The organism is Streptomyces sp. NPDC059455 (assembly GCF_042750115.1).
In the GTDB taxonomy this organism is placed as follows: domain Bacteria; phylum Actinomycetota; class Actinomycetes; order Streptomycetales; family Streptomycetaceae; genus Streptomyces; species Streptomyces endocoffeicus.
The window spans coordinates 75,272-102,256 of record NZ_JBHYVB010000009.1; the positions used below are offsets into that span (position 1 = coordinate 75,272).

At 70.8% G+C, this 26,985-nt stretch carries 21 protein-coding genes and 1 pseudogene; 13 read left to right on the forward strand and 9 right to left on the reverse strand.

Going from position 1 to position 26,985, the window contains the following annotated elements; translation table 11 throughout:
• The first annotated feature begins 44 nt into the window (after positions 1 to 44).
• A complete protein-coding gene (locus tag ACFXB5_RS05010) occupies positions 45 to 728 on the forward strand; it encodes a TetR/AcrR family transcriptional regulator (RefSeq protein WP_385202466.1) in 684 nt (227 codons plus the stop codon).
• Between the two features lies 1 nt (position 729).
• Here ACFXB5_RS05010 and ACFXB5_RS05015 read toward each other — a convergent pair whose 3' ends face one another.
• The 3 genes from ACFXB5_RS05015 to ACFXB5_RS05025 all read right to left on the reverse strand — a co-directional run bounded on the left by ACFXB5_RS05015 (position 730) and on the right by ACFXB5_RS05025 (position 4,029).
• Complete coding sequence (locus ACFXB5_RS05015) at positions 730 to 1,326, reverse strand: CAP domain-containing protein (RefSeq protein ID WP_385202469.1); 597 nt, start codon at positions 1,324 to 1,326, stop codon at positions 730 to 732.
• A gap of 350 nt (positions 1,327 to 1,676) precedes the next feature.
• Positions 1,677 to 3,368, reverse strand: coding sequence for a phospholipid carrier-dependent glycosyltransferase (locus ACFXB5_RS05020; RefSeq protein WP_385202472.1), 1,692 nt, complete (start codon positions 3,366 to 3,368; stop codon positions 1,677 to 1,679).
• 97 nt (positions 3,369 to 3,465) lie between these two features.
• Complete coding sequence (locus ACFXB5_RS05025) at positions 3,466 to 4,029, reverse strand: TetR/AcrR family transcriptional regulator (protein ID WP_385202538.1); 564 nt, start codon at positions 4,027 to 4,029, stop codon at positions 3,466 to 3,468.
• 167 nt (positions 4,030 to 4,196) lie between these two features.
• Between ACFXB5_RS05025 and ACFXB5_RS05030 the strand changes: the two genes are divergently transcribed.
• Positions 4,197 to 5,771: an MDR family MFS transporter gene (locus ACFXB5_RS05030; RefSeq protein WP_385202475.1), complete on the forward strand. Its 1,575-nt coding sequence runs from the start codon at positions 4,197 to 4,199 to the stop codon at positions 5,769 to 5,771.
• A gap of 13 nt (positions 5,772 to 5,784) precedes the next feature.
• Here the strand turns inward: ACFXB5_RS05030 and ACFXB5_RS05035 are convergent.
• The 3 genes and pseudogenes from ACFXB5_RS05035 to ACFXB5_RS05045 form a co-directional block, all read right to left on the reverse strand.
• Positions 5,785 to 6,782, reverse strand: a pseudogene (locus ACFXB5_RS05035) (TIGR03842 family LLM class F420-dependent oxidoreductase).
• Positions 6,783 to 6,804: 22 nt separating this feature from the next.
• On the reverse strand, positions 6,805 to 8,208 hold the full coding sequence (gene hydA, locus ACFXB5_RS05040; RefSeq protein WP_385202478.1) for a dihydropyrimidinase: 1,404 nt from the start codon (positions 8,206 to 8,208) through the stop codon (positions 6,805 to 6,807).
• Positions 8,205 to 9,044, reverse strand: coding sequence for a nitrilase-related carbon-nitrogen hydrolase (locus ACFXB5_RS05045; protein WP_385202480.1), 840 nt, complete (start codon positions 9,042 to 9,044; stop codon positions 8,205 to 8,207). Before ACFXB5_RS05045 ends, hydA begins: the two co-directional genes overlap by 4 nt.
• 284 nt (positions 9,045 to 9,328) lie before the next feature.
• Between ACFXB5_RS05045 and ACFXB5_RS05050 the strand changes: the two genes are divergently transcribed.
• From ACFXB5_RS05050 to add, 11 genes are all read left to right on the forward strand, one after another.
• A complete protein-coding gene (locus ACFXB5_RS05050; protein WP_385202483.1) occupies positions 9,329 to 9,937 on the forward strand; it encodes a helix-turn-helix domain-containing protein in 609 nt (202 codons plus the stop codon).
• 348 nt (positions 9,938 to 10,285) lie between these two features.
• On the forward strand, positions 10,286 to 11,653 hold the full coding sequence (locus ACFXB5_RS05055) for an FAD-dependent oxidoreductase (protein WP_385202485.1): 1,368 nt from the start codon (positions 10,286 to 10,288) through the stop codon (positions 11,651 to 11,653).
• Positions 11,650 to 12,840, forward strand: coding sequence for a CaiB/BaiF CoA transferase family protein (locus ACFXB5_RS05060; protein WP_385202487.1), 1,191 nt, complete (start codon positions 11,650 to 11,652; stop codon positions 12,838 to 12,840). The genes ACFXB5_RS05055 and ACFXB5_RS05060 overlap by 4 nt, the downstream gene beginning before the upstream one ends.
• Positions 12,837 to 13,646, forward strand: coding sequence for an enoyl-CoA hydratase-related protein (locus ACFXB5_RS05065; protein WP_385202490.1), 810 nt, complete (start codon positions 12,837 to 12,839; stop codon positions 13,644 to 13,646). The genes ACFXB5_RS05060 and ACFXB5_RS05065 overlap by 4 nt, the downstream gene beginning before the upstream one ends.
• 60 nt (positions 13,647 to 13,706) lie before the next feature.
• Entirely contained in the window at positions 13,707 to 14,627 is a 921-nt protein-coding gene (locus ACFXB5_RS05070) for a dihydrodipicolinate synthase family protein (RefSeq protein WP_385202492.1), read from the forward strand.
• On the forward strand, positions 14,627 to 15,400 hold the full coding sequence (locus ACFXB5_RS05075) for an SDR family oxidoreductase (protein WP_385202495.1): 774 nt from the start codon (positions 14,627 to 14,629) through the stop codon (positions 15,398 to 15,400). Before ACFXB5_RS05070 ends, ACFXB5_RS05075 begins: the two co-directional genes overlap by 1 nt.
• A 31-nt stretch (positions 15,401 to 15,431) precedes the next feature.
• Positions 15,432 to 16,871 (forward strand): aldehyde dehydrogenase family protein, encoded by a 1,440-nt coding sequence (locus tag ACFXB5_RS05080; RefSeq protein WP_385202497.1) that lies wholly within the window; start codon positions 15,432 to 15,434, stop codon positions 16,869 to 16,871.
• A 134-nt stretch (positions 16,872 to 17,005) separates the two neighbouring features.
• Positions 17,006 to 18,025: an ABC transporter substrate-binding protein gene (locus ACFXB5_RS05085; RefSeq protein WP_385202500.1), complete on the forward strand. Its 1,020-nt coding sequence runs from the start codon at positions 17,006 to 17,008 to the stop codon at positions 18,023 to 18,025.
• 23 nt (positions 18,026 to 18,048) lie between these two features.
• Positions 18,049 to 18,912, forward strand: a complete 864-nt coding sequence (locus ACFXB5_RS05090) for an ABC transporter ATP-binding protein (RefSeq protein WP_385202502.1) — start codon at positions 18,049 to 18,051, stop codon at positions 18,910 to 18,912.
• Complete coding sequence (locus ACFXB5_RS05095) at positions 18,912 to 19,754, forward strand: ABC transporter permease (RefSeq protein ID WP_385202504.1); 843 nt, start codon at positions 18,912 to 18,914, stop codon at positions 19,752 to 19,754. The genes ACFXB5_RS05090 and ACFXB5_RS05095 overlap by 1 nt, the downstream gene beginning before the upstream one ends.
• Entirely contained in the window at positions 19,754 to 20,749 is a 996-nt protein-coding gene (gene add, locus ACFXB5_RS05100; protein WP_385202507.1) for an adenosine deaminase, read from the forward strand. The genes ACFXB5_RS05095 and add overlap by 1 nt, the downstream gene beginning before the upstream one ends.
• Positions 20,750 to 21,005: 256 nt before the next feature.
• Here add and ACFXB5_RS05105 read toward each other — a convergent pair whose 3' ends face one another.
• Genes ACFXB5_RS05105 through ACFXB5_RS05115 form a run of 3 tightly spaced genes read right to left on the reverse strand, consistent with a single transcriptional unit; the run spans position 21,006 to position 26,963 of the window.
• Entirely contained in the window at positions 21,006 to 23,876 is a 2,871-nt protein-coding gene (locus ACFXB5_RS05105; RefSeq protein ID WP_385202510.1) for an NHLP bacteriocin export ABC transporter permease/ATPase subunit, read from the reverse strand.
• 1 nt (position 23,877) lies between these two features.
• Positions 23,878 to 26,160 (reverse strand): NHLP family bacteriocin export ABC transporter peptidase/permease/ATPase subunit, encoded by a 2,283-nt coding sequence (locus ACFXB5_RS05110; RefSeq protein ID WP_385202513.1) that lies wholly within the window; start codon positions 26,158 to 26,160, stop codon positions 23,878 to 23,880.
• A complete protein-coding gene (locus ACFXB5_RS05115) occupies positions 26,157 to 26,963 on the reverse strand; it encodes an HlyD family efflux transporter periplasmic adaptor subunit (protein WP_385202516.1) in 807 nt (268 codons plus the stop codon). Before ACFXB5_RS05115 ends, ACFXB5_RS05110 begins: the two co-directional genes overlap by 4 nt.
• Positions 26,964 to 26,985: the final 22 nt, after the last annotated feature.

The following is a 26,985-nucleotide window of genomic DNA, read 5'->3' on the forward strand; positions in this document are numbered from 1 at the left end:
GCGCGCAAAGGGGGAAACCGCCCGGTCGGCGTAAGGTGAGAAACATGCCTGCTCACGTTTCTCAGATAGCGCCCGACAGCGGTGTTCGGGACACCGGAGGTCCGGGGTTGCGGTCCGACGCGGCGTCCAACCGCCGGCGTGTCCTCGAAGCGGCCCGGGCGCTGTTCGTCTCGCGTGGGCTCGATGTGCCGATGGCCACCATCGCCCGTCATGCCGGGGTCGGGGTGGCCACGCTCTACCGGCGCTTCCCCACCCGGGAGGCGCTGGTCACGGAGGTGTTCTCGGACGAGTTCGCCGCCTGTGCGACGATCGTCGACGACGCCCTGGCCGACGACGACGCATGGCGGGCCTTCCGCCGGACCATCGAGACGGTGTGTGCTTCGCAGACGCAGGACCGGGAGTTCAACGACGCCTTGCTGTTGTCGCTCCCCGACACGGTCGGCTTCGAGCGGGAGCGGCTGCGGATCGAAGAGGGCTTCGCCGAGGTGGTCCGGCGCGCCAAGGCCGCGGGGCGACTGCGCGAGGACTTCGACGTGTCCGACCTGAGCCTCGTCTTCCTGGCCAACAAAGGTGTCATCGGCGACGCCGCGACCGCACCGGCCGCGTCCCGGCGGCTGGTCGCCCACCTCCTGCGGTCCTTCGAGGCGGGGCGGGCCGAACCGGCCCGCCCCCTCCCGCCACCCGCCCCGCTGGGGCTGGGCCGGTTGCCCCGGACATCCGAGGGATGAGCTATCGGGCGGTGCCGAAGTCCTGCGTCCAGTAGTTGCCGGGCTGCGCCAGACCGACGCCGATCTCCTTGAAGTCGCAGTTCAGGATGTTGGCCTTGTGGCCGGAGCTGTTCATCCAGCCCGCCATGACGCTCTTGGGCGAGTCATAGCCGTAGGCCACGTTCTCGCCGTAGGCGCGCCAGGAGTAGCCCGCGCGCTCGATCCGGTCACCCGGGGAGGAGCCGTCGGAGCCGGTGTGCGACATATTGCGGTGGGCCGCCATGTCCGCGCTGTGGTCCTGGGCGGCCTTGGTCAGCTTCTCGTTCACGGTCAGCGGCTTACAACCGGCCTTGCTGCGCTCGCTGTTGACCAGGTCCACCACTTCCTGCTGGTCAGTGGCGGATGCGGAGGTGGCGGAGGGGGAGGGGGAGCTCGTGGAGGGGGCGGAGGGGGAGCTCGTAGGGGTGGCGGAGTGGGAGCGCGCGGGGGCGAAGTGGGAGCGCGCGGGGGCGGTGTACTGCGATGCCATCGCGGCCGAGGGAACGCCCACGGCGGCCACGGCGAGCGTGGCGATGGCTATCTTGCGGCGGTGCGTCGTGCTGCTGCGGTGCTTGCTCATTCGGGACCTCACACTCGGTTGAGGCCCGTCATTCTTGGAGCCGTCCGCCACCCGGGCAACACACGTGTTCGTACGACACGAGTTCGTGGCGAGGACAAAACTTGCGCTCAGTGGCGAGTCATGCTGAGCGGGTTCCGGGGAAGGCCACGGTGGCCCGACACGCCATCAGAAATCCCGGGCAACCAGGCGAGTGGGTGGCGGGCCCGAAATGCCGGGGCCGGGGCGATACGGAATCCGCCATGTCCGACAGAGCAGATAAAGCCCACTATGGCGCCTAGTCGATATGCGCCGCTACGCCCTCTTTACTCCGGCGCCCGGTGTGAGAGATGTCATGACATGGCGGTGGGCGGTCAGCGGCGGTAGATGGTGATCGAGTGGCCGACCTCGTCGATCGGCCGGCTGCCGTCGATCAGCGCCGCCAGCCGACCGGTGGCCTGGGCGATCGAGGAGTCCGAGACCACCAGCAGCCCGCGCACCTCGTCCGGGGCGGCCCGGCGTGGGTCGGAGGCGTGGATGCCGTAGGCGGACGGCACACCGCTGCCCTTGTAGACGAGCCAGATCCGCTCGCCCCGGTAGCGGTCCCGGAGGCGGTCGGCCAGCCGTCCCAGGTCCTGCCCCCAGTCGACGTTCGAGTCGTGCAGCCGCAGATGGGTTCGGGACGGCCCGCCGAACGCCTCGTTGGAGTACGGCAGGTAGTACGGATACGTCCGCAGCGAACTGACCGCGACGAACAGCACCAGCGCCAGCGTGACCCCGTACGCCCATCGACGCCGCACGGCCATCAGGCCGGCCGCCGCGACCGCCAGGAACATCGGCAGGAAGATGGCGTACCGCACCCCGAGGTTGCGGGCCCCGTCCAGGGCGGCGAGCAGCAGCACGGCCGCGGGGACGAGCACATACGGCGCGGCGGGCCGCAGCCGGGGCACCACCAGCATCGTGACCGCCCCGGCCGACCAGAGCGCCAGCATGCCCAGGGGCGTCTTCACCAGCAGCGCGACGGGCAGGTAGTACCACAGCGACCCGAGGTAGCGGCGGCCGAGCAGAAAGCCACGCCAGGTGTCCTGCTCGAAGCCGAACTGGATGCGCATCCCGTCGCGGTACGCCTCCGGGAGCGGCAGCCACTGGACGGCGAGCCCGCGCAAGCCCTGGACGGCGGGCACCGGCCCGGTGGGCGTCCAGCGCAGCCGGGGGTCGACCAGCAGGTAAGTGGCCCACACCACGGCCACCGCGATCAGCGCCATGGCCACCGCCGCCGCCACTCCGATGCCGAGCGACCGCACCTGGTCGCGCGGTGTGCGGTGGTGGGTGCGGCGGGCGTACCAGACCGAGAGCACGGTCAGGAGCAGCAGCACCGGGACCGCGGCCAGCATGCTCATCTTCGTGGCGAGGGCGGCGCCGAGCGCCACCCCGGCGAGTGGCAGGTGCCATCGTGGCCGCCGCCGTGCCCGCCACAGCAGCCAGACCGACGTGAGCAGGAAACCGGCCGCCGGTACGTCGAGTGTGGCGAGCGAGCCGTGCGCGATGACGTCCGGCGAAAAGGTGTACAGGGCGAGAGCCACCGTTCCGCCCACGGGGCCGGTCAGTTCGCGGGCGGACGCGAACACCACCAGCCCGAACAGCAGCGTCAGCGCGATCATCGGCAACCGTGCGCACAGCATCAGCCGCCAGGGGTCGTTGCCCGCCTCGTACAGCACATGCCGCCCGAGCGCCGTCTGGTCACCGGTGAAACCGGCGTCGAGGTGCGGCCGGGCGAACGCCACCCCCGTCGCGACGATGAGCTTGCCCAGCGGGGGGTGTTCGGGGTTGTAGCGCACCCGGTGATGGTGCAGGGAGTCCACCGCCGCGCCGACGTACACGGGCTCGTCGATGGTCGGCGTCTGCTCCACCGCCGTGGTGACCATCGCGACGGCCATCTGGACGAGGAGCGCCGCGACGGCGGCCACCACCAGCCACCGCCGATGCCGCGCCGGCGCCGCCGGCCACCGGCCCTTCGGCCCGCCGACGGTCCTGGTCACGCTGTCGATCACACCGGCCCACCGCATAGCGACAGACGCTAACGCCCTCGTGCCCCCGCATCCGGCATCCGCCCGAAACTTGCGCCAAGTCCGCAAACGGGCCCGGACGCCGCGGTGGGCATCGCTAACCGGCCGCGGGCCAGCCGCGTTCGAGGAGGGCGAAGGCGGCCTCGATGGCCTGCCGGGCGTCGGCCCGGCCCCGGGCGAAGCTGACGGTCTCCAGCGCGAAGTGGGCGAGCGCCGCACATCCGGGGTCGTCCTCGGGGGCGCCGGTGGCCTCGGCGACGGCGGCGGCGAGAGCGGCCTCGTGGCGCATCCACATGCGGCGGCCGTACTCACGCAGCGCCGGGGTGCTCTCCGTCAGCTCGACGAACCGCGCCATCTCGGGGTCGCCCGCGCCGTCGGAGTGCATCCGCAGCGTGTGCTCGCGCAGGGCCCGGGGGATGGACATCCCCTCGGGCCGGTCGCGCACGACGGCTATGAGGGCGGCTTCCCGGTCGGAGTCCAGGTCGAAGAGCAGGGCCTCCTTGCTGGGGAAGTGCTTGAAGACCGTGGTGGTGGAGACGTCGGCGGCCTCCGCGATGTCCCGCACGCTCACCTGGTCGAAGCCACGGTCGAGGAACAGCCTCAGGGCCGCGTCCGCCAACGCCTGGCGGGTGGCGGCCTTCTTGCGCTCACGGCGCCCCATCGTCTCGCTCACGGGACCACTCTAGCCGCATGTGGATCGAATAGAAAAGTTGAGTCGTTGCACTTTTTTAGTCGGTGTGCTCTTCTGTTTCGGGTCGGAGCCCCGCCCTTTCGGCTCCCGTCTTTCGGAACCCCGCGCCGAGCGCGTTGAGAAGGAAGTGATCCACCATGTCCGTATCCGACGCACCGCCGTCCGGCAGTCCCGCCCCGCCGGAGAACCCCCCGAAAAGCGTCCGTCTGGCCCTGCTCGGTGTGCTGCTCGCGATGCTGCTGTCGATGCTCGACTCCACGATCGTCGGCACCGCGATGCCGACGATCGTCGGCGATCTCGGCGGCCTGGAGCACATCTCCTGGGTGGTGACCGCCTACACCCTGGCCACCGCCGCCTCCACCCCCGTCTGGGGCAAGTTCGGCGATCTGTACGGCCGCAAGCACATGTATCTGATCGCCGTCGTCGTCTTCGTTCTCGGCTCGGCGCTGTCCGGCGCGGCCCACACGATGACCCAGCTGATCGTCTTCCGGGCGCTGCAGGGTCTGGGCGCGGGCGGTATCGGCGCCGGTGCCTTCGCCCTGATCGCCTCGCTGGCGCCGCCCCGGGAGCGGGGCCGCTACCAGGGCATGACCGCCTCCATCATGGCCATCGGCACCATCGGCGGCCCGCTGCTCGGCGGCTTCGTCACCGGCCACCTCGGCTGGCGCTGGGCCTTCTTCATCAATCTGCCGCTCGGCGTCCTCACCCTGGTCTGGTGTCAGCTGATGCTGCGGCTGCCCGCCACCCGCGCCAAGGCCCGTATCGACTGGCCGGGCATCACCGTGATGACGACGACCGTGTGCGCTCTCACCCTGGCCGCCACCTGGGCCGGCTCCACCTACGCGTGGACCTCATGGCAGATCCTGGGTCTGTTCACTCTGGCCGCGGTGGGCGTGGCCGCCTTCGTGGCCCGGCAGCGGCGCGCGGCCGAACCGCTCATGCCGCTGCGCATCTTCACCGGACACCGCAACTTCTCCCTGGCGTCCTCGCTGATCCTGGTGGGCGGGGTGGTGATGTTCGGCTGCTCGCTGTATCTGCCGCTGTATCAGCAGACCGTCCAGGGCGTCTCCGCCTCCCGCTCCGGTCTGCTGCTGCTCCCCCTGATGATCCCCGTGGTGATCATGTCGCAGGTCGGCGGCAAGGTCATGTCCGCCACCGGCCGCTACAAGATCTTCCCCATCGTGGGCACCGTCTGCATGGCCGTCGGACTGTTCCTGCTGGCCACCATGGACACCACGACCTCCCGCGCGGCCACCGGGTGTTTCATGGCCCTGGTGGGCACCGGCATGGGCTGTCAGATGCAGATGGTCACCACGATCGCGCAGAACAGTGTGGAGATGCGCGACATGGGGGCCGCCTCGGCGTCGGTCACCCTCTTCCGCACCATCGGCGGCTCCCTGGGCGTGGCGGTCTTCGGTTCGCTCTTCACCGGTGCCGTACGGGGCCACGCGCCCGCCGGGGCGGAGACGGGCGAGGTCCGGCCCGATCCGGCGGCGCTGGCCCGGCTGCCGGAGTCCGTCAGGGACGGCTATCTCCACGCGGTGGCCACCGGCACCCAGCGGATCTTCCTGACCGCGGCCGTCGTGTGCACCGTGGCCTTCATCGCCGCCCTGTGTGTCCAGGAGGTCCCGCTGCGGGGCAGGCCGGGTCCGGTGGCCCAGCCGCAGAAGGACGAGGAGGCCGAGGAGTCCGCCACCCCGGCCGCCCCATAGCGCCGAGGGGCCGTCAGGTCAGGGCGGGGATGACCTCCTTCTCGTAGGCATCCATCGTGGACTCCACACCGTCGTGCATCGCATACAGGGCGAACTGGTCCACACCCAGGTCACGCAGCTGTTTGAGCTTGTCGATCTGGGCGCCGGCCGGGCCGAGGAGGCAGAAGCGGTCGACGATCTCGTCCGGTACGAAAGCGGTGTCCGGGTTGCCGGAGCGGCCGTGGTGAGCGTAGTCGTAGCCCTCACGGGCCTTGATGTACTCGGTCAGTTCGGCCGGCACCATGCCGGAGCTCTGACCGTAGCGCGTCACCAGGTCGGCGACATGGTTGCCGACCATGCCGCCGAACCAGCGGCACTGCTCACGGGCGTGGGCCAGATCGTCGCCCACATACGCGGGGGCGGCGACGCAGATGGTGACCGCGTCCGGGTCTCGCCCGGCCTCGGCGGCGGCGTCCCGTACCGCCTTGACCATCCACTCCGTCAGATAAGGGTCGGCGAGTTGCAGGATGAATCCGTCGGCCTGACGGCCGGTCAGTGCGAGGGCCCTGGGGCCGTACGCCGCCATCCACACCGGCAGGCTGCCGTCTCTCACCCAGGGCAGCCGCAGGGTGTTGCCGTCCACCGTGGCCTCACGGCCCTCGGCCAGCTCCTTGATGGTGTGCATGGCCTCGCCGAGGCGGGCGAGGGTGTTGGGCTTGCGCCCGGCCACCCGCATCGCCGAGTCGCCACGGCCGATACCGCACACAGTGCGGTTGCCGTACATGTCGTTGAGGGTGGCGAAGGTGGAGGCGGTCACCTCCCAGGTGCGGGTCCCGGGGTTGGTGACCATCGGCCCGACGATCAGCCGCTCGGTGTGTTCGAGGATACGGCTGTAGATGACGAACGGCTCCTGCCACAACACGGCCGAGTCGAACGTCCAGCCATAGGTGAATCCCGCGTCCTCCGCGCGCCGCATCCGGTCGACGACGCGGAGGCGGGGGGATCGGTCTGCAGGACGATTCCGAAGTCCATCGCATGCTCCGTGTGGTGGTCGCTAGAGGTACTGGCAGGTGGCGCGGGGCAGATACCGGCCGTGACCGGTCCGGCCGAGGTACGCGTCGCCGTCGACGACGACGTGTCCCCGCGAGAGGACGGTGCGCACCCGCCCGGTGATCTGCCTGCCCTCATATGCCGAGTAGTCGACGTTCATGTGGTGGGTCTCGGCGGACAGGGTCTGCCGCGCCTCCGGGTCGTAGAGCACGATGTCGGCGTCGGCCCCGGGGGCGATGGTGCCCTTGCGCGGGTAGAGGCCGAACATCCTGGCCGGGGTGGCGCAGGCGATCTCGATCCAGCGGCGGCGGGAGATACGGCCGTCCACCACGGCCTGGTGGAGCAGGTCCATCCGGTGCTCCACACCCGGCATACCGTTGGGGATCTTGGAGAAGTCGCCGCGGCCCAGCTCCTTCTGCCCGGTGAAGCAGAACGGGCAGTGGTCGGTGGAGACCACCGACAGGTCGTTGGTCCGCAGCCCCCGCCACAGCGCGGCCTGGTGCTCGACGGGCCGCAGCGGGGTGGAGCAGACGTACTTGGCGCCCTCGAAGTCCGGTTCGGCGAGGTTGTCCGTGGACAGGAACAGATACTGCGGACAGGTCTCGCCGAACACGGGCAGACCCAGGTCACGGGCTCCCGTGATCTCCTGGACGGCCTGCTCGGCGGAGACGTGGACGATGTAGAGCGGTGCGCCGGCCACCCGGGCGAGCTGGATGGCGCGATGGGTCGCCTCCGACTCCAGCAGCTCCCGGCGAACCTCACCGTGGTGGCGGGGATCGGTCCTGCCCTCGGCCAGGGCCTGCTCCACCAGGACGTCGATCGCGATGCCGTTCTCGGCGTGCATCATGACCAGTCCGCCGTTGGCGGCGCCGCGCTGCATGGCCCGCAGGATCTGCCCGTCGTCGCTGTAGAAGACACCGGGGTAGGCCATGAACAGCTTGAAGCTGGTCACGCCCTCGTCCACGAGAGCGTCCATCTCCTTGAGCGAGTGCTCGTCGACATGGGAGAGGATCATGTGGAACGCGTAGTCGATCGCGCACTGGCCCTCGGCCTTGGCATGCCACGCGTCCAGTCCCTCGCGCAGCGTGGCGCCGACGGACTGGATGGCGAAGTCCACGATGGTGGTGGTGCCGCCCCAGGCCGCCGCCCGGGTGCCGGTCTCGAAGGTGTCGGAGGCGAACGTGCCACCGAACGGCATCTCCATATGGGTGTGGGCGTCCACCCCGCCCGGAATGACATACAGCCCGGTGGCATCGATGACCCGGTCCGCTCCGCGCGCCCAGGTCTCGGTGACCTCGGTGCCCGAGGCGGCGACGGCCGCGACGCGCTCACCGTCCACGAGGACGTCGGCCGACAGCTCTTCGCCGGCGGTGATGACCAGCCCGCCCTGGATCAGCGTGCGGGTCACGGCCGCACCAGCCCCTCGTAGGCGTCGGGCCGCCGGTCCCGGTAGAACGCCCACTGCTGGCGCACCTCGTCGATGAGGCCGAAGTCGAGGTCGCGGACGATCAGCTCCTCCTTGTCACTGGCCACATCGCCGACGAACTGGCCGCGCGGATCGACGAAGTAGCTGGTGCCGTAGAAGTCGTTGTCGCCGTACTCCTCGGTGCCGACGCGGTTGATCGCGGCGATGAAGTACTCGTTGGCGACGGCCGCGGCGGGCTGCTCCAGCTGCCAGAGGTAGGCCGACAGGCCACGGGAGGTGGCCGAGGGGTTGTAGACCAGCTGTGCCCCGGCCAGGCCCAGCTCGCGCCAGCCCTCGGGGAAGTGGCGGTCGTAGCAGATGTACACCCCGACCTTGCCCACGGCGGTGTCGAACACCGGCCAGCCCAGGTTTCCCGGCTTGAAGTAGTACTTCTCCCAGAACCCCTTGACCTGCGGAATGTGATGCTTGCGGTACTTGCCGAGATAGCTGCCGTCCGCGTCGATCACGGCGGCGGTGTTGTAGTAGAAGCCGGACTGCTCGACCTCGTACACCGGCACCACGATCACCATGCCGGTCTCCCTGGCGAGCGTCTGCATCCGCCGCACGGTCGGCCCGTCCGGCACCGCCTCCGCCCACCGGTAGTGTTCCGCCTCCTGCACCTGGCAGAAGTACGGCGCGTTGAACACCTCCTGGAAGCCGATCACCTTGGCGCCCTGTTCCGCGGCGGTGCGGGCGTACTTCTCATGGAGCTCGATCATTGATTCGCTGTCGCCCGTCCACTTCGTCTGGACCAGGGCGGCGCGCACGATATTGGCCATTGTGAACTTCCCTCATGAAACCGCGACGCACTGGGTCGCGGACTGGGTCAGGGATTAACGGCTGCGGCAAGACCGTAAGCCGAAAGTACGAGCCCGTAAATGGCCACGGCAATATTCTGCGAGTTTCTTTTGCGTTGCCTGTCGGTAAAAAACTGACGGCCCGTCAAACAGCGGACCGCACGACGGGGCCCGGCGCCGGCGGCCGGGACGCCACCCCTTGACATGTTGAAGAACTTCATTATCGTGAAGTCACCGTTCCATGGTGGCCGGACGAGGAGCGACGCATGAGCAGCAGCAACACGGACGACAAGGACAACCGTCCCGACGCCGATGCGTCCATCGCCTCGTTGGGCGAACAGATCCGATCCCTCCGCAAGCATCTCGGACTCACCCTGGAGGAGCTGAGCAGCCGATCGAATGTGAGCACGGGCCTCATCAGTCTGCTGGAGCGAGGAAAGGGAAATCCCTCCTTCGCCAGTCTGATCCAATTGGCCCATGGGCTCGATGTGCCGATCGGTCGGCTTTTCCATGGTGAAACCCCTGCCAGTCCTGTGGTGCGCGCAAAAGAGCGCCGCACTCTGGAATGGCATGGAAATGAAAAGCTCGACGGCGCCCGTTACCAGCTCCTCACGCCGTCCCTGAAAGGGGCGCTCGAGGTGGTCTGGGTGGAGACGGAGCCCGGCCATGACACCAGCGGCACTCCCTTCCGGCACAACGGCGAGGAGTTCGGCATCGTTCTGTCCGGGGTGAAGGACGTCTTCCTCGACGGTGTCCGGCACCGACTCGAGGCGGGTGACTCCATCACCTACTCGTCGAGCATTCCGCACTGGTACGTCGCGGTCGGCGATGAGCCGTCAACCGCGATCTGGGTGATCACCCCGCCCACCTGGTAGAGCCAGGCCGTCGGGCCGCTCACCCCGCCCTCCGATCCGGTACGCGTCAGGGCAGCGTCGCCCGCGCCACTCGTGTTGCCCCCGCTCCCGCCCGGCTTTCCCCCGCCTCCCGCCCGGCATTGAGGGCGAGGGCGTTCCCCGACTCATCTCGCGGTACGGCCGCATGTCCGGTGTTCCCTCCGGGCGCCGTGCGCCGTCCTCCCCTTCCCGCTCACCGTTTCCCGCCGTGACTCATCGCCCGTCGGCGCGGCACGGCGGCCTCCGCGGCGCCCGGAGCCGGGCTCCGGGACAGGCACGCCCGGTCCACGGACGTCCGGTGACGCGACGCCGTATTCGAAAGGAGACAACGTGGCCGACCTCAACGGGTCCGTGACTCTGGAGGCCATCGACGCACCGATCGTGCGCCGCAGTGACGTCGTCGTCGTGGGCGGAGGCCCGGCGGGTGTCAGCGCCGCGGTCGCCGCCGCGCGGGCCGGTGCCGAGGTGACACTCCTGGAGCGCTACGCCGCCCTCGGTGGTCTCGCCTCCGGCGGTATGGTCCTGGTGCTCGACGACATGTGCAACGCCGATGAGATCACCGTGACCGGTGTGGTGGACGAGTACGTCGAGCGCATGGCCGCCATGGACCTGGCCGTCTACCCGCCCCCGGAGGAACGGGTCTCCTCGCCCGAGGCATGGGCCAAGTGGAGCCGCTGGGGCGCGTTCGACTTCCACTCCCACGCCAGTCCCAAGCCCATCTGCTACGCCGTCGCCTTCGACCCGGACGGCTGGAAGCGGGTCTCCAACGACCTGGTGCGGGAGAGCGGCGTCCACCTGCGCCTGCACAGCTGGTTCTCCCGGCCGGTGGTCCAGGACGGCGCGATCAAGGGCGTGGTGTGCGAGACCAAGGCGGGCCCACAGGCCGTCCTCGGTGATGTCGTCATCGACACCAGTGGGGACATCGACGTGGCCTCGCGCGCCGGAGCCCCGTTCACCGAGGGGCGCTACATCGTCACCCTCGTCTCCCGCCTCGGAGGTGTGGACACCGACGTGGCGCAGCGCTTCGAGACAGCGAACCCCCGTGAGTTCCGGGCGGTCAACCGCAAGATCAAGCGCATGCTCGGGGGCGCCTGGGACCTGTGGTGGCTCAAGACCCCGGTTCCGGGCGTCGTGTGGTGCAACTGCCCGCATCTGACCGGTTACGACGGCGCCGACCCGATCTCCCTGACCGAGGCGGAGTTCGACGCCAGGGCGCGGATGGGAGCCGTGGTGGAGTACGCCAGGCAGTACCTCCCCGGCTTCGAGAACTGCTATCTGCTCGACGTCGCCGAGCAGATGGGCGTCCGGCAGACCCGGCTGCTCGACGGGGAGTACGTCGTCACCAAGGACGACATCGTCTCGCGCCGCCACTTTCCCGACACCGTCGCCCGCGGCCGTGACTACTACTACCCCTATCGGTCGTTCGTTCCGCGAAGCGTCGACCAGCTCCTCGTCGCCGGACGGCACTACTCCGCCACGCCGGACGCCCAGCGGATGTCCCGGGAGATCCCGCCCTGCATGGCGATGGGCCAGGCCACGGGTATCGCCGCGAGCATCGCTGCCGACCGCGGCATCCTCGTCCGCGACGTACCGGCACGGGACATCCGGAAGCTGATGCGCGAGCAGGGCGCCGACCCGGGCGACGTCCCCTCGGAGAACGCCACGATCGACGAGACGAACAGTGAGGCGGCCGCATGAGCACGCGACGGCTCCCGCTCGACGGCGTGGTCGTCGTCGACTTCACCCAGGTGTACGCCGGCCCCTCCTGCACCCAGATGCTCGGCGACTTCGGCGCGGACGTGATCAAGATCGAGCGCCCCGGCACCGGCGATCTGTCCCGCACCTCCTTCCCCGACGAAGCGGGTCTCGACAACCCCGTCTTCTGGAGCATCAACCGCAACAAGCGCAGCGTCAGCCTCGACACCCGAACCGAGGAGGGCAAACAGGTGGTGCTCGACCTCGTCGCCCGCGCCGACGTGGTGACCTCCAACTTCCGGGCCGGCGTCATGGACCGGATCGGCTTCGGCTATGAGGCGCTGCGTGCCGTCAACCCCCGCGTCATCTGGGCCTCCGCGACCGGATTCGGGGAGAAGGGCCCGTACGCCCACAAGGGCGGCCAGGACATCCTGACGCAGGCGTACACCGGCGTCATGTGGCGCAGGGCCTCCGACGACACTCCGGTCAGCATCTATCCCACCAGCCTGTGCGACTACACCACGGGCATGCACATGGTGCAGGGCATCCTCCTGGCGCTGCTCCACCGGGAACGCACCGGGGAGGGGCAGAAGGTGGAGATCGCCATGTACGACTCCATCCTCCATATGCAGATGCAGGAGGCGGCCACCCGGATGAACCGGGGCGCGGAGATCAACTGGGCCGCGATGCCGCTCACCGGGGCGTATCAGACGACCGATGGCGCCGTGGTCATGGTCGGGGCGTTCAAACAGAACCCGCTCCGGGACATCTGCACCGCCCTGGAGATCGGCGAGGACCTTTCGCTCCGCCCGGAGTACGCCACCCCGGAGGGACAGCAGCGGCACCGCCCCGAGCTGCGGCGACTGTTCGCCGAGCGGTTCGCCACCGGGACCACCGCCCACTGGATGAAGCGGCTGGAGGCACAGGACCTGCTGTGCGCGCCCGTGCGCACCATGGAGGAGGCGCTCCGCGATGAACAGACCATCGTCAACGGCATGATCGTCGAGATGGAGCACCCCGCCGAGGGCTCGGTGCGGGTCCTGGGCAATCCGGTGCATCTGTCCGCCACCCCGGCCGAGGTGCGCAGGGTGCCTCCGGGGCTCGGGGAACACGGTGACGAGGTGCTGGGCGAGGCCGGTTACGACGCGGCCCGGCTGCGTGCCCTGCGCGAGGCGGGGGCGCTGCGATGAGCGGCGACGAGGCGGTGCGCGACGAGGTGCGCTGCATACGGGAGCACGACGGGCGGGTGGCACGTGTCGTCATCGACCGCCCCCGGGTCCTCAACGCCGTGGACCGGGCCGCCACCGAGCGGCTGAAGGAGATCTGGGCGGAGATCGAGGCCGACCGCGGCATCCGCGCGGTCGTCGTCACCGGGGCGGGCGAGCGGGCGTTCTCCACCGGGGCCGACATGTCGGCGGGCGCGACCGCCAAGAGCGGTCTGGAGTACTGGGCCGGGCTGGACCCCGATGGCTTCGGGGCCCTGAGCCTGCGCGAGACCCTCGATGTCCCGGTCATCGCGAGGGTCAACGGCTATGCCCTGGGCGGTGGCATGGAGATGGTGCTGGGCTGCGACATCGTGATCGCCGCCGAACACGCGCGGTTCGGCCTCACCGAGCCCAGGGTCGGGCGGATCCCCCTCGACGGAGGGGTGTTCCGGCTCATGGAGCGGGTGCCGCACACCCAGGCCATGGGACTGCTGCTCACCGGCCGCAAGGTCCCGGCCGCGGAAATGTACCGGATGGGCCTGGTGAACGAGGTCGTGCCCGGGGAGCGGCTCGATGAGGCGGTGGATCGCTGGCTCGCCGAGGTGTTGGCCTGCTCGCCGGTGTCCCTGCGCGCCATCAAGCAGATGGCGCGCGCCGGGGCCGGGCTCACCGCCCGTCAGGCGCATGCGCTGCGGCTGCCCGCGCTGATGGACGCGGTGGACAGCGAGGACGCGGCGGAGGGCGTACGCGCCTTCCAGGAGAAGCGTCCGCCCGTCTGGCCCGGCCGCTGAACCCGCCCCCGATCGAATGCCACGGCCACCGGAACAGGCCGAACAGCGAGGAGAGAACCCATGTCCATCCCACCACGGCCACTGCCGCCCGGCGTCTGGGGCGTCGTGGCGACACCCTTCGTCGGCTCGACCCTCGACGTCGATGAATCGGCCCTGGCCCAGCTGGTCGAGCACTACGCGGAGCTCGGTGTCATCGGGCTGACCGTGCTCGGTGTCTTCGGCGAGGCGTCCCAGCTCTCCCGTCCCGAGCGCCGGGCCGTCCTGGAGGTCGTCCGCGACACCGTCGATCTGCCGCTGGTGGTCGGGGCCACCGGTCTGTCCACCGCGCCGGTCGTCGAGGAGGCCGAGCTGATCGGCGAGGTGGCGGGCGACCGGGTCGCCGGGCTGATGACGCAGGTCAACTCCCCGCGCCCGGATACGGTCACGGCCCATCTCAACGCCGTGCACGAGGCCACCGGGCTCGGGCTCGTCATCCAGGACTACCCGGCGGCCAGCGGGGTCGCCATCCGCCCCGGGGACCTGACCACCGTCGTGCGCCGGGTGCCGTCGGCGGTCGCGGTGAAGGCGGAGGCGCCACCGACGCCCGCCGTCATCGGCGTCCTGGCGGAACAGACCGACATCCCCGTCTTCGGCGGGCTGGGCGGACTCGGTCTGCTGGACGAACTGGCGGCGGGGGCCGCCGGGGCGATGACCGGTTTCTCGGCACCCGAAGGGCTGATCGCCTGCGTCGAAGCCCACCGGTCCGGTGGGTACGAAGCGGCGCGCGAGGCGTATCTGCCGTATCTGCCGCTGGTCAACTTCGAGGCGCAGGCGGGGATCGGGCTCGCGCTGCGCAAGGAAGCGCTCCGGCAGCGCGGTCTGATCATGGAGGCCGGGGTCCGGCCGCCCGCCCGTGCGCTCCCCGAGAGCCTCGTCCCTCAGCTCCTCCGCCATCTCACCGCGCTGCCCCAGGCGGAGCGCGTGCCGCAAGGGGCGCGCTGATGGACCTGGGGCTGACGGGACGTACGGCCGTGGTCGCCGCGTCCACCGGAGGGCTCGGCCGAGCGGTGGCGGAGGCGCTGGCCGCCGAGGGGGCACGGGTGGTGGTCTCCGGCAGGCGCGGGGAAGTCGCCAAGGAGGTGGCCGCCGGGCTGCCCGAAGCGATCGGTGTCGAGGTGGACCTCACCGCGCCGGGCGGCCCGCGCACCCTCATGGACGCGGCGTACGCGGCGTACGGGCACGTGGACATCCTCGTCCTCAACGGTCCGGGCCCCGCACCGGGCCCGGCGGCGGACGTCGGCGCCACCGAGCTGGCCGGGGCGGCGGAGAGTCTGCTGCTCGCGCAGGCGCGCCTGGTGGCAGCCGCGCTGCCCGCGATGCGTGAACGTGGCTGGGGCAGGATTCTGGCGATCGGTTCCAGCGGTGTCACCGCGCCGCTGCCGGGCCTCGCCCTGTCCAACGCGGGCCGGGCGGCGCTGGCCGGATATCTCAAGACGCTGGCCGCGGAGACCGCCGCGGACGGGGTGACCGTCAACCTGCTGCTGCCGGGCCGGATCGCCACCGACCGGGTCGCCCGGTTGGACGCGGCCAAGGCCGAGCGGGAGGGGCACACCACCGAGGAGGTGGCGGCCGCCTCACGGGCCACGATCCCGGCCGGCCGGTACGGCACCACCGAGGAGTTCGGCGCCGTGGCCGCATTCCTGTGCGGGGCGCCCGCCTCGTATCTGACCGGTACCGCCGTGCGCTGCGACGGCGGTCTGGTGCGCAGCCTGTGATCCACGGCGCGATGAACCGAGAGGCACACCGATGACCCAGTCCACCACCCTGCGGATAGCCAACCACCTCGCCGGTTCGGCGGTAGGGGAACCCACGGTCGAGCGCCGCAACCCCGCGGATCCCGCTGACCTCGTGGCGGTTACCCCCGCCTCCGACGCGGCCGCGGTGGCCGACGCGGTCACGGCCGCCGAGGGGGCGCAGCCCGGCTGGGCCTCGCTGCCCGCCCCGGCGCGGGGCGCCATCCTGATGGACGCGGCCGAGATCCTGCGCGGCCGGCACGAGGCGGTGGCCCGTGATGTGACCCGGGAGGAGGGCAAGACCCTGGCCGAGGCGCGCGGCGAGGTGCGGCGCGCCATCGACGTGCTGCGCTACTTCGGTGCCGCGGGCTGGCGGCTCGGCGGGCAGACTTTCCCCAGCGCCACACCCGATACGGCGGTGCACACCCGGCTGGAACCGATGGGGGTGGCCGGGCTGATCACCCCGTGGAACTTCCCCATCGCCATCCCCGCCTGGAAGATGGCGCCCGCCCTGGTGAGCGGGAACAGCGTGGTCATCAAGCCCGCCGAGCTGACCCCGGTGTCGGTGCGCCATCTCACGACGGCCCTGGCCGAGGCGGGGCTGCCGCCCGGGGTGCTGAACGTGGTGCACGGCAAGGGGTCGGTGGTGGGCGAGGCGCTGGTCGCCGACCCGCGGGTGGCGGCGGTCTCCTTCACCGGCTCCACCGGTGTGGGCAACCGGATCCGTGAGACGGTCGAGCGCCGTCACGGCCGGGTCCAGTTGGAGATGGGCGGCAAGAACGCCGTGGTGGTGCTGGACGACGCCGATGTGAAGCAGGCCGCCGGGCTGGCGGCCGCGGGCGGCTTCGGCCTCACCGGGCAGGCGTGCACGGCCTCTTCGCGGATCATCTGCACCCCGGGGGTGCATGACGCGTTCGTCGAGGCGCTGGCCGAACAGGCCGCCCGCTACCGGCCGGGCGACGGGCTCGCGGCGGGGACGGCGATGGGCCCCGTGGTCAGCGCCTCTCAACTGGGGACGGATGTGGCGGCGGTGGAGCGGGCACGGGCCGAGGGCGCCACCGTCGTGGCGGGCGGCGAGGCCCCGGACGGGCTGTTCCTGGCGCCGACGGTGCTCGCGGGGGTCGGCCCCGGCCATTCCTCGGCCCGGGACGAGATCTTCGGCCCGGTGGTGGCGGTGCTCCCGGCCGAGGGCCTGGACGAGGCGATCAGTCTGGTCAACGATTCGGCGTACGGCCTCGCGGCAAGTATCTGCACCCGGGATCTGGCGGCCGCCCAGCATTTCGTGGCACGGGTGCAGGCAGGGGTCGTCAAGGTCAACCGTCCCACGACCGGGCTCGATTTGAACGTCCCGTTCGGCGGGGTCAAGGACTCCTCCACCAATACCTTCCGCGAACAGGGGCCGACCGCCGTGGAGTTCTTCACCTGGTCGAAATCCGTCTATCTCGGCTGGTGAGTTTCGCCGCCGTAAACAATGCTATTCAACAACGTTCCGTCATTGCCGACTTGAAGAAATACTGATGTAGTGAACGAAGCCATCGGAAGCAGCAGTTCCGTTTCGTTGTTTCCGCCTCCGGAATTGAGGTAGTCATGAGCGACAAGGTTTCCCGGCGGAGATTTCTCGCCGTCGGCGGCGGTCTCGCCGTGGGCGGTTTCGTCACGGCCTGCGGCGGTGGGCCCGGCGGAGCGGGCGGCACCGCGAAATACCAGATCGCCTGGACGGGTGACAACGGCGTTATCGGCGAGGTCGTCGCCGACGCGAAGGGCTGGTACAAGGAGGCCGGGGTCAAACTCACCTTCCAGCCCGGCGGCCCCAATGTGAACGGTGTGACGCTGGTCTCCGGCGGCGCCGCGGCCTTCGGCCAGAACGCGTCCAGCCCCGCCGTCATGATGGCGCGCTCCCAAGGGCAGCCCGTGCGGGCGTTCGCCGTGGGCGTGCAGCAGCATCCGCTCGCATACATCTCCCTGCCCGGCAATCCGCTCAGAAAGCCGGAGGACTTCATAGGCAAGACCGTCGGCATACAGGCGGGCGGCGATGTGGTCCTCGACGCGGTGCTCGCGGCGAACAACATCGATAAATCCAAGGTCAAGGTCCAGGTGGTCGGATCCGACTTCACCCCGCTCAAGCGCGGAAAGGTCGATGCCATGGCGGGCTGGATCACCAACCTGGAGGCGTTCTCCATCCTGGACGAATACGAGACGCTACGGGTGTGGGACTCGGGCGTGCATCTCTACGGCAATGTCTACTTCGCCACCGACACGACGATAGAGAAGCGCCCGAAAATGCTCCAGGGATTCGTGGAGGCAACCGCCCGTGGCTATGAATACGCCCATGGGCATCTCGACGAGGCCGTCGATCTGCTGGTGAAGAAGTATCCCAGCCTGAAGAAGGAATCCCAGTTCAAGGCCAGCGAGGTGCTGATGAAGCTGATCTTCACCAAAGCCACCGCCAAGGACGGATGGGGCGCCATGAGCAGGGACGTCTGGCAACGGCAGATCAGCCAGTACACACAGCTCAAGCAGTTCACCTCCAAGCCGCCGACCGTGGACAAGGTCATGACGACCGACGTTCTGCGGGCCACGGCGGCATCCCGACCCAAGCTCGGCTGACCACCCCCGAGGGAGGAACTCCCGTGACAGCCAAGACAGCCATGGCAGCCGGATCAACGACCGCCGCGGACACCCCGGACTCCGCGACGACGACGCCGGACGGGGCCGAGCCCCGGAACAGCGTCGAACTGGAGAACATCACGGTCACCTTCACCACCGAACGCGGGGAGGTGACCGCCCTGCGCGACATCAGCCTCGCCGTCGAGAGCGGCGGCTTCGTCTCGCTCCTGGGCCCGTCCGGATGCGGCAAGTCCACCCTGCTGCGCGTGGTGGCGGATCTGCTCTCCCCCACCGCCGGCACGGTCGCGGTGCTCGGCACCTCAGCACATCGAGCGCGCACCTCCCGCCGGCTGGGGTTCGTCTTCCAGGACTCGGCGCTGCTCCCCTGGCGCACCGCCGTGGAGAACGTCCGGCTGCCGCTCCAGGTCGGCGGCGGCACCAAAGCCGTACCGGACGCGGCGGACGCCCCGTCCCCCGAGGAACTGCTGGCGCTGGTGGGTCTCGCGGGGCGGGAGAACGCCTATCCGCATGAACTGTCCGGCGGAATGCGCCAGCGCGTCTCGATCGCCCGCGCGCTGGTGTGCCGACCGCGAGTGCTGCTGATGGACGAGCCCTTCGGCGCCCTGGACGAGATCACCCGCGACCGGCTCAACGAGGAGCTGCTGCGCATCTGGGAGGCGACCGGGACCACCATCCTCTTCGTCACCCACAGCATCGCCGAAGCCGTGTTCATGTCGCAGCGGGTCCTGGTGCTCTCCGCGCATCCGGGACGGGTCCGTGAGCTGGTCCCGGTGGACCTGCCGTATCCGCGCACCCTCGAGGTCCGCGAGACCCCCGAGTTCACCGCGCTCGCCGCCCGCCTTCGCCGCCTGCTGGAGGACTGCTGATGCCGACCGCCACCACCTCGACGCCGTCGGCGGCCGAGGACCCCGAGGTGAAGTCCGCCGGGCGCGGGCGAGGTTCCGTCCGCGGCGGCGCCCGTCCGCTCCGCGCGCTGCTGCCGGTGTCCGCGGCGCTCGTCCTGCTCGCCCTGTGGGAGCTCGGCTGTCGCGTCTTCTCGGTGCCCCAGTACGTGCTGCCGATGCCCTCGGACATCTGGCGCTCCCTGAACGACGACTCGGCCCTGCTGCTGGACAACGCCTGGCCGACCATCGTCGAATCCGCCCTGGGCTTCGCGGTGGGCAACGCGGTGGCGGTGCTGCTGGCCGTCGTCTTCGTCCACTACCGGCCGGTGGAGCGGGCGCTGATGCCCGTCGCGCTGTTCATCCGTACCATCCCCATCGTGGCCATCGCGCCCGTCCTCGTCATCATGATGGGCAACGGCTATGCCCCGAAGGTGGCCATCGGCGCGCTGATCTCCTTCTTCCCCACGCTGGTCAACATGGTGCGCGGGCTCCAGGCGGTGGACAAGCAGTCGCTGGAGCTGCTGCGAGTGCTGTCCGCCTCCCCCTGGGAGGTCCTGTTCAAGGTGCGGATGTACGCATCGCTGCCCTATCTCTTCTCCTCCCTGAAGATCGCCACCGGCAACTGTGTGATCGGGGCGATCGTGGCCGAGTGGATCGGCTCCCAGCAGGGGCTCGGCTATCTCATCATCCAGACCACCTACAACTTCAACACCCCGCAGCTGTACGCCGTGATGGTCATCGCTTCCGCCATCGCGATCGTCTTCTACGCACTGGTCGGCACGGCGGAGCGGCTGACGGTGCGCTGGGAGGCCAAGGCTCCCTGATGGGACGGAGACCACTGATCGCGGCCGACTTCCTGACCCTGCCGAAGGCCGAACTGCATCTGCACACCGAGGCCGCGATGCGTCCGGACACCGCGCGGGAGTTCGGCGAGCGGTACGGACTGCCGTTGCCGCCGCTGAGCGACGAGTATCCGACCTGGCCGGAGTTCAACCGCGCCTATGAGAGCTGCCGCGCTCTGGTGGGTTCGCTCGACGATCTGCGCCGGGTGGTCGGGGAGGTCTTCGACGCGGCCCCGGACGCCGGCGTCGTCTGGACGGAGCTCCATCTGGGCCCGCACCTCTACCAGGGCCGGCTGGGCCCGCCCGAGGCCCTGGTGGAGGCCGCGCTGGACGGCCTGGCCGCGGCGCGCGGCGACGGCGGCATGATCCTGGGGATCGGGCGCGACCGGAGCCCGGTGGACGCGGCCGAGGTGGCCGCGCTCGCGGTCCGCCACCGCGACCGCGGCATCGTGGCGATGGGCCTGACCGGAAACGAGGCGGGCCGTCCCGCCGACGACTTCGCCGGGGCGTTCCGCGTCGCGCGCGAGGGAGGTCTCGCGGTGGTCCCGCACGCCGGGGAGAGCGGCCCCGCCTCGAGCGTGCGCAACACCGTGGACTTCCTCACCCCCGATCGGGTGTGCCACGGCGTACGCGCCGTCGAGGATCCCGGGGTCGTCCGTGAGCTGGCCGCGCGGCGCATCTGCCTGGACCTCGCCCTCACCGGCAACGTCATGCTGAAGGCCGTCGAGTCGGCCGCGGCCCATCCGCTGCCGGCCCTGGTCCGCGCGGGTGTCCCGGTGACGCTGAACAGCGACGCGCCGTATCTGTACGGCATCGGCATCCTCGACGAGTACGCCACGGCGCACAGCCGCCACGGCCTGAGCGCCACCGACCTCGCCCGGATCGCCGCGGACTCGCTCCGTTTCTCGGCCGCCGGGCCGGACCTCGCGGCCAAGATGCGGGACCGGATCGACGCCTGGGCGGCCCACTACGGCTGACCGCCGGGCTGACGCCCCTAGTGCCGCGTCAGCCAAGGTGTGCCCCGCTCGCCGCCCTGGCACGGCCGCCCCCGGCTACCGCCGGGAGGTGCCCCCTGCGGCATTGCCGAACCGACCGAGTAGGCCCTCCCCCGGACTTCGTCCGGGCGGTGCCCCCTCGAGGCCGATTCGGCGCCTTGCGGCTGACCGCACCAGGACGCCTCGCTACCGGCCAAACCCCAGCCAGCCGCGTCACCAACCTCTCCGGACAGCACACCTAGAGCGTCTGGCGCCGCACCAGCTCGTGCAGCTTGCCGCCCGGGATGGCCATCAGCTCGGCCGGGGCGCCCTGCTCCACGATCCGGCCGTCCTCCATGACCAGTACGCGGTCGGCGTCCATGACCGTCGACAGCCGGTGTGCGATCACCAGCCGGCTGGCGTTGAGCCGGCGGGTGCTGTCGATGACGATGCGCTGGGTCTCGTTGTCCAGGGCGCTGGTGGCCTCGTCGAAGAAGAGGATGCGAGGACGGCGGATGAGCGCCTGGGCGATCATCAGCCGCTGCCGCTGGCCGCCGGAGATGGCGCCGCTGCCGGAGATCATGGTCTGGAGCCCCATGGGCATCTGCCGGATGTCCTCGGCCAGACCCGCCAGTTCGGCGGCCTCCATGGCCTCCTCGGGGGTGTACGGCTCGGCGCCGCGGACGCAGTCGAGGATCGTACCGCCCAGGGGCTGGGCGTTCTGGAGGACCACCCCGCACTGGCGGCGCACGGCCGCCTGGTCGAGGGCGGCGAGGTCCTGGCCGTCGTAGAGCACACTGCCGGACACCGGCCGTTCGAAGCCGATGAGCAACCGCAGCAGGGTCGACTTGCCGCAGCCGCTCGGGCCGACGACGGCCACGAACTCGCCCGGCCGGATCTCCAGCGAGACATCGTCGAGCACCAGCGGCCCGTCGTCGCCGTAGCGGAAGGTGAGGCTTCTGGCCCGGAGGTCACCGGAGAGCTGCCCCGGCTGGGCGCTGCCGCCGCGCACCTCGGGCGGCTCGTCCAGAATCGGCTTGACCTGCTCGAACATGGGCAGGACCGCGACCACCGAGACCAGGGAGTTGGTGAGCTGCGTGAGGGAGGTGAGCAGCATGGTCACGGAGGTGTTGAAGGTCAGGAAGGCGCCCGCCGACATGCTCCCCCGCGCCGGACCGGCCAGCAGCATGAACACGGCGAGGGACACCAGCGGGAGGTAGACGGAGTCCAGCACCTGGGTGAGGTTCTTGATGCGCCCGGTGCGCTGGTGCAGATCGCGGGAGTGGGCGAAGCCACGGGCCCAGGCCGCGTAGGCGAAGTTCTCGGCCGCGGCGACCCGCAGCTTGGGCAGACCGCGCAGGGTCTGGAACGCCTGGTTGTTGAGCTTGTTCTCGCTCTCCACCAGCCGTCGCTGCCAGCGCACCTGCCACAGCCCCATGCCGAGGAAGACCCCGGAGACCACCAGCAGTACGGCGATCACCGCGAGCGCCAGGGAGGCGCTGTAGTACAGCAGCAGGGCGAGGTTCATCACGCCCATGGTCCCGGCCTGGAGGACCGTCGGGGCGATCCCGGACATCACCCGGCGCATGGTGCTGATGCCGAGTGCCGCACTGGCCAGCTCTCCGGTGGAGCGCTGGGCGAAGAAGGTGGTGGGCAGCCGCAGCAGCCGGTCCCACACCGCGGGCTGGAGGGTGGACTCCAGCCGCCCCTCAAGACGCAGCAGGGTCAGGTTCTGCAGCAGCATGAAGGCGGCCGCCACGACGCCGGCGACGATCAGGGCCAGGGAGATCTGGACGATGGGGCTCTTCTCGGCGCGGGGTACGAAGCCGCCCAGCACCTGGCCGGTGGCGAGCGGCACCAACGCGCCGAGCGCCACCGTCACCAGCCCGCTGATCAGGAGGTTGCGGACGTCCCCGGCGGCACCGCGCACGCTGAAGCGCATCAGCCGCCACATCGTCATCGGCCGGTCGGGCAGCGGACGGTAGAACATCACGCCCCGCGGCTCGAACTCCGCCGCGTTGCCGCCGCTCACACGGATCCGCAGGCCGGAGGCGGGGTTGACCGCCTCGTACCGGCCACGCCGCCACAGCAGCGCCACCGGGGCCCCGGACTTGGCGCGGTAGCCCACCAGCGGTCCGGCGTCCTCCCGCCACCACTGGCCCTCCAGCCGGATGGCGCGGGTGCGGATCCGGGCGTGAGCGGCGATGCGCTCCACCGGGTCCGTACGGTCGTCGGTGGCGCGGCCCCTCGGCGGGTCGGGCAGGGTGATTCCGGCGGCCTCCGCCACGGCGCGGCACACCGCGTGCACGGCGTCGTCGGTGCTCTCCTCCGACGGCCGCCGGTCCCGCCGGGACCCTCCGATGGAGGCGATCAGCGCCTGGTCGGCGCGGGTGCGCACGGCCTCACCGGCCCGGATACCGGCCGCCGTACGGTCGGCGTGGGCCCGCTCCATGGTCTCGATCCAGCGGTCCACGGCGGTGCCGAGGCGGTACTGCTGGTTGACCATCCGCTGCCACAACGCGCCGTCGATCAGCAGGTCACCGGCGGCCTGGGCGCTGTACTCGGCGCCGTAGCGCACACTGCCGGGCGGCACCGGAAGCCAGAGCAGGTCCTCGTCGGCCGCCTCCGCGTCGGCCGCGGCCCCGCCGTCCAGCGGGGCCTGGAAGAGGACGCCGAGGCTGCGGCTCACCCCGAGCGCCACGGCGTGCTCCAGCGGGGTGGGCGGGGTGTCCTGGAATCCGCCGCCGTACGTGGCGTACGGATCGCCGGACTGGCCCGTGCCGTACGTGTCGTGGGCCTCCGGGCGGTACAGCTCGCGCAGCGGGATGCGGCGCACCAGGCAGTCCTGCGAGGGCCTCCCCAGCAGGGTGTGGCGCGGCCCCTCGACCGGGCCGGGGAGCGCCGCGCCCGTCTCCAGGCGGCCGAGGAAGTGCCACTGCCCCTCCTCGGCGGCGTCGACCGCGAACAGGTCCAGGGCGCCGCCGACGACGAGCCAGAGCACCTGCGGGCCCTCCAGCGGGAGGCTGCGCAGCCCGGCGCAGTCGACGGGCGTGCCGAGGGCGCCCAGCGCCTGGACCACCGCGTCGCCGCCGTCCGCGGCCACCGCCGCGGCCGGGTGAACGGACGCCATGTCAGTGCTCCTTCATCAGCTCGGCGTACGGGCCTCCGGCGGCGGCGAGGTCCTCGTGCCGGCCGCGTTCGACGACCGTGCCGCGGTTCAGGACGAGGATCTCATCGCTGTCCCGCACGGTGCTGAGCCGGTGGGCGATCACCACGCACGCACAGCCGCGACGGCGCAGGTTGTCCATGACGAGCTGCTCGGTTCGCGCGTCCAGGGCGCTGGTGACCTCGTCGAGCACCAGCACGCTGGGGCGGCGCACCAGGGCGCGGGCGATCTCCAGTCGCTGCCGCTGACCGCCGGAGAAGTTGCGGCCGTCCTGCTCCACCCGGCAGTGAATCCCCTCCGGGCGCCGTGCGATCACATCGTCGTAGAGCGCGGCGTCCCGCAGGGCCTCCACCACCGCCTCGTCCTGGATCGACGGGTCCCACAGCGCCACGTTGTCCCGCACCGTCCCCTCGAAGAGGAAGATCTCCTGGTCCACGAAGGAGACGGAGGCGGCCAGGGCGCCGCGGGGGATGTCCTCCAGGCGCTGTCCGTCGATGCGGATGGCCCCCTCCCAGGGGGTGTAGAGGCCGGAGACGAGCCGGGAGACGGTGGACTTGCCACTGCCGGAGGCGCCGACCAGCGCCACCTGCCGGCCGGGCCCGACGAACAGCGAGAAGTCGCGCAGCAGCGGCTCGTCCAGCGGGTTGTAGCCGAAGGTGATGTTCTCCAGGGTCACCTGCCCGGTCAGCCGGCGGGTGTCCTCGCGCGGCTCGTCGCGGGTGTAGAGGGAGTCCACCGGGAAGTTCTCCACGTCCTTGAGCCGGGCCACGTCGGCGGAGAAGTCCTGGATGCGCCCGGCCACTCCGTTGAGCCGGGTGATGGGCGCGGTGAAGCGCGTCACCAGCGCCTGGAAGGCCACCAGCAGACCGATGGAGATATGGCCCTCGACGGCCCGCAGCCCGCCGATCCAGAGGATGAGGGCGCTGTTGAGCGTGGCGAGGGTGGGGGCGACCACGGCCAGTACGGAGCTCGGCACGCCGAGGCGCTGCTGCTCCTCCAGGGTGATGGCGTGCTGACCGGCCCAGCGGCGGAAGTAGCCGGCCTCGCCGCCGGTGGCCTTCACCGTCTCGATGAGCTGGAGACCGGTGTACGAGGTGGTGGTCAGCCGCGCGGTGTCGGCCCGCAGCTTCTGGGTCCTGGTGGCCCGCAGCCGCACCACCACCCGTATCGCCACCACGTTGAGGAGCGCCAACCCGACGCCGACACCAGTGAGTTGGGGGTCGTAGGTCCACAGCAGCACGGCGTAGAGCACCACGACGACGCCGTCGACGGCCGCGGCGGCCAGATCGCGGGCGAGCGTCTCGGCGACGGTGTCGTTGGAGCGCAGCCGCTGGACCAGGTCGGCCGGGCTGCGCTGGGCGAAGAAGGTGACGGGCAGCCGCAGCAGATGGCGCAGGAACCGCGCGCTGCTGAGGGTCGAGGAGATGATGCGCCCGCGCAGCAGGTTCGCCTGCTGGACACCGGTCAGCAGAGCGGTGAGGACCACCGCCACGGCCATGGACGCGAACAGCGGCTGAAGCGTCGAGTCCTGGCCGGCGATCAGGAAGGTGTCGATGAAGGTGCGGCTGAGCGCCGGGACCGCGGCCCCCACCGCCACCAGCAGCAGACTGGCCAGCAGCGAGGCCAGCAAGGTGCCGGTGGTGCCGCGCATGCGCGCGGGCAGGGCGCCCAGCACCCCGGGACGGCGCCCGCCGCGGCGGAAGGACTCCTCGGGTTCGAAGACCAGGACCACACCGGTGAAGCTGGTGTCGAACTCCTCGATGGGGACGAAGCGGCGCCCCTTGTCGGGGTCGTTGATGTGGACCCCGCGCTTGCCGAACCGCCGCCCCATGCCGTCGTAGACGACGTAGTGGTTGAACTCCCAGAACAGGATGGCCGGGGCCTGGACCTCCACGAGGGCCTCGAGCTCCATCTGCATGCCCTTGGCGCGCAGACCGTAGCTCCGGGCGGCCTTGAGCAGATTGCTGGCGCGCGAGCCGTCCCGGGAGACACCGCAGGCGATCCGCAGCTCCTCCAGCGGCACATGGCGCCCGTAGTGTCCGAGCACCATGGCGAGCGACGCCGCACCGCACTCCAGGGCCTCCATCTGGAGCACGGTGGGGGTGCGTACGGTACGGCGCCGGGGCTTCCTCGGCCCGGCTCCGCCACGCGGGGCGCGCCGCCGTCCGCGGGCCGGCTGGGGACGGCGTGCCCCGCTGCTTCCGGCGGGTGCGGGCCGGGGCGGTCCGGCCTCGTTCGTCGCGGTCACGGGAGCAGCCAATCGATGGGGTGCTGGGCGTCCAGGTGGACGGTGCCGTCGGTCAGGGTCATGGAGCCGAGGGCGAACGGCGGGCCTTCGGGGGACGACCAGCGATAGCCGGAGCGAGTGCCGCGCTCGCGGTCGAGGCGTACCTGGACGGCGACCGGCGGGCCGTGCTTGGAGAACTCCTCGCCGAGTTGCTCACTGCCGAGGTAGGAGCCGATCTGCTGGCTGGACTGGGCGGTCCGGCCGATGGCCCGCACCTCGCCGCGGAGCACACCGTAGGTCTGCGTGGGCGCGGACTGCACACTGAGGTCGACCGACGCGCCCACCCGCACCGAGGCCGCCCGGTCCGCGGGGACGTACAGGGTCGCCATCAGCGGGTCGTCGGAGTGTCGGACCCGCTCCACGGAGGCCACGTTCGCGCCGGTGTTCAGCACGGAGCCGATCGAGGCGGAGAGGGTGGTGAGGCGGCCGGCGGCGATGGTGCGCACGACGGTGGTGCCACGGGTGGTGCGGACCTTCAGCAGCGGTGCGCCCGCCGGGAGGGTGCTGCCCTCCTGTGCGAGGACGGAGGTCACCTGGCCCGCGATCGGGCTCTGCAGCACATAGCTGCCCTGGCCGTGGGTGAGGATCCCGGTGGCGTCGAGGGTGCTGGACACGGTGCCGGTGACGGCCCATACGGCGGCCCCGGCCATGACCACCACCGTGACCGCCAGCGCCAGCCATCCCTGGGGACGGGCGTAGCGCACCGGCAGGTCGATGTCCTCTGCCGACTGTGCCTTGGAGAGGGCCTGCTGGCGGAACTGCACGAGAGTCTTTCCTCAACCGCGA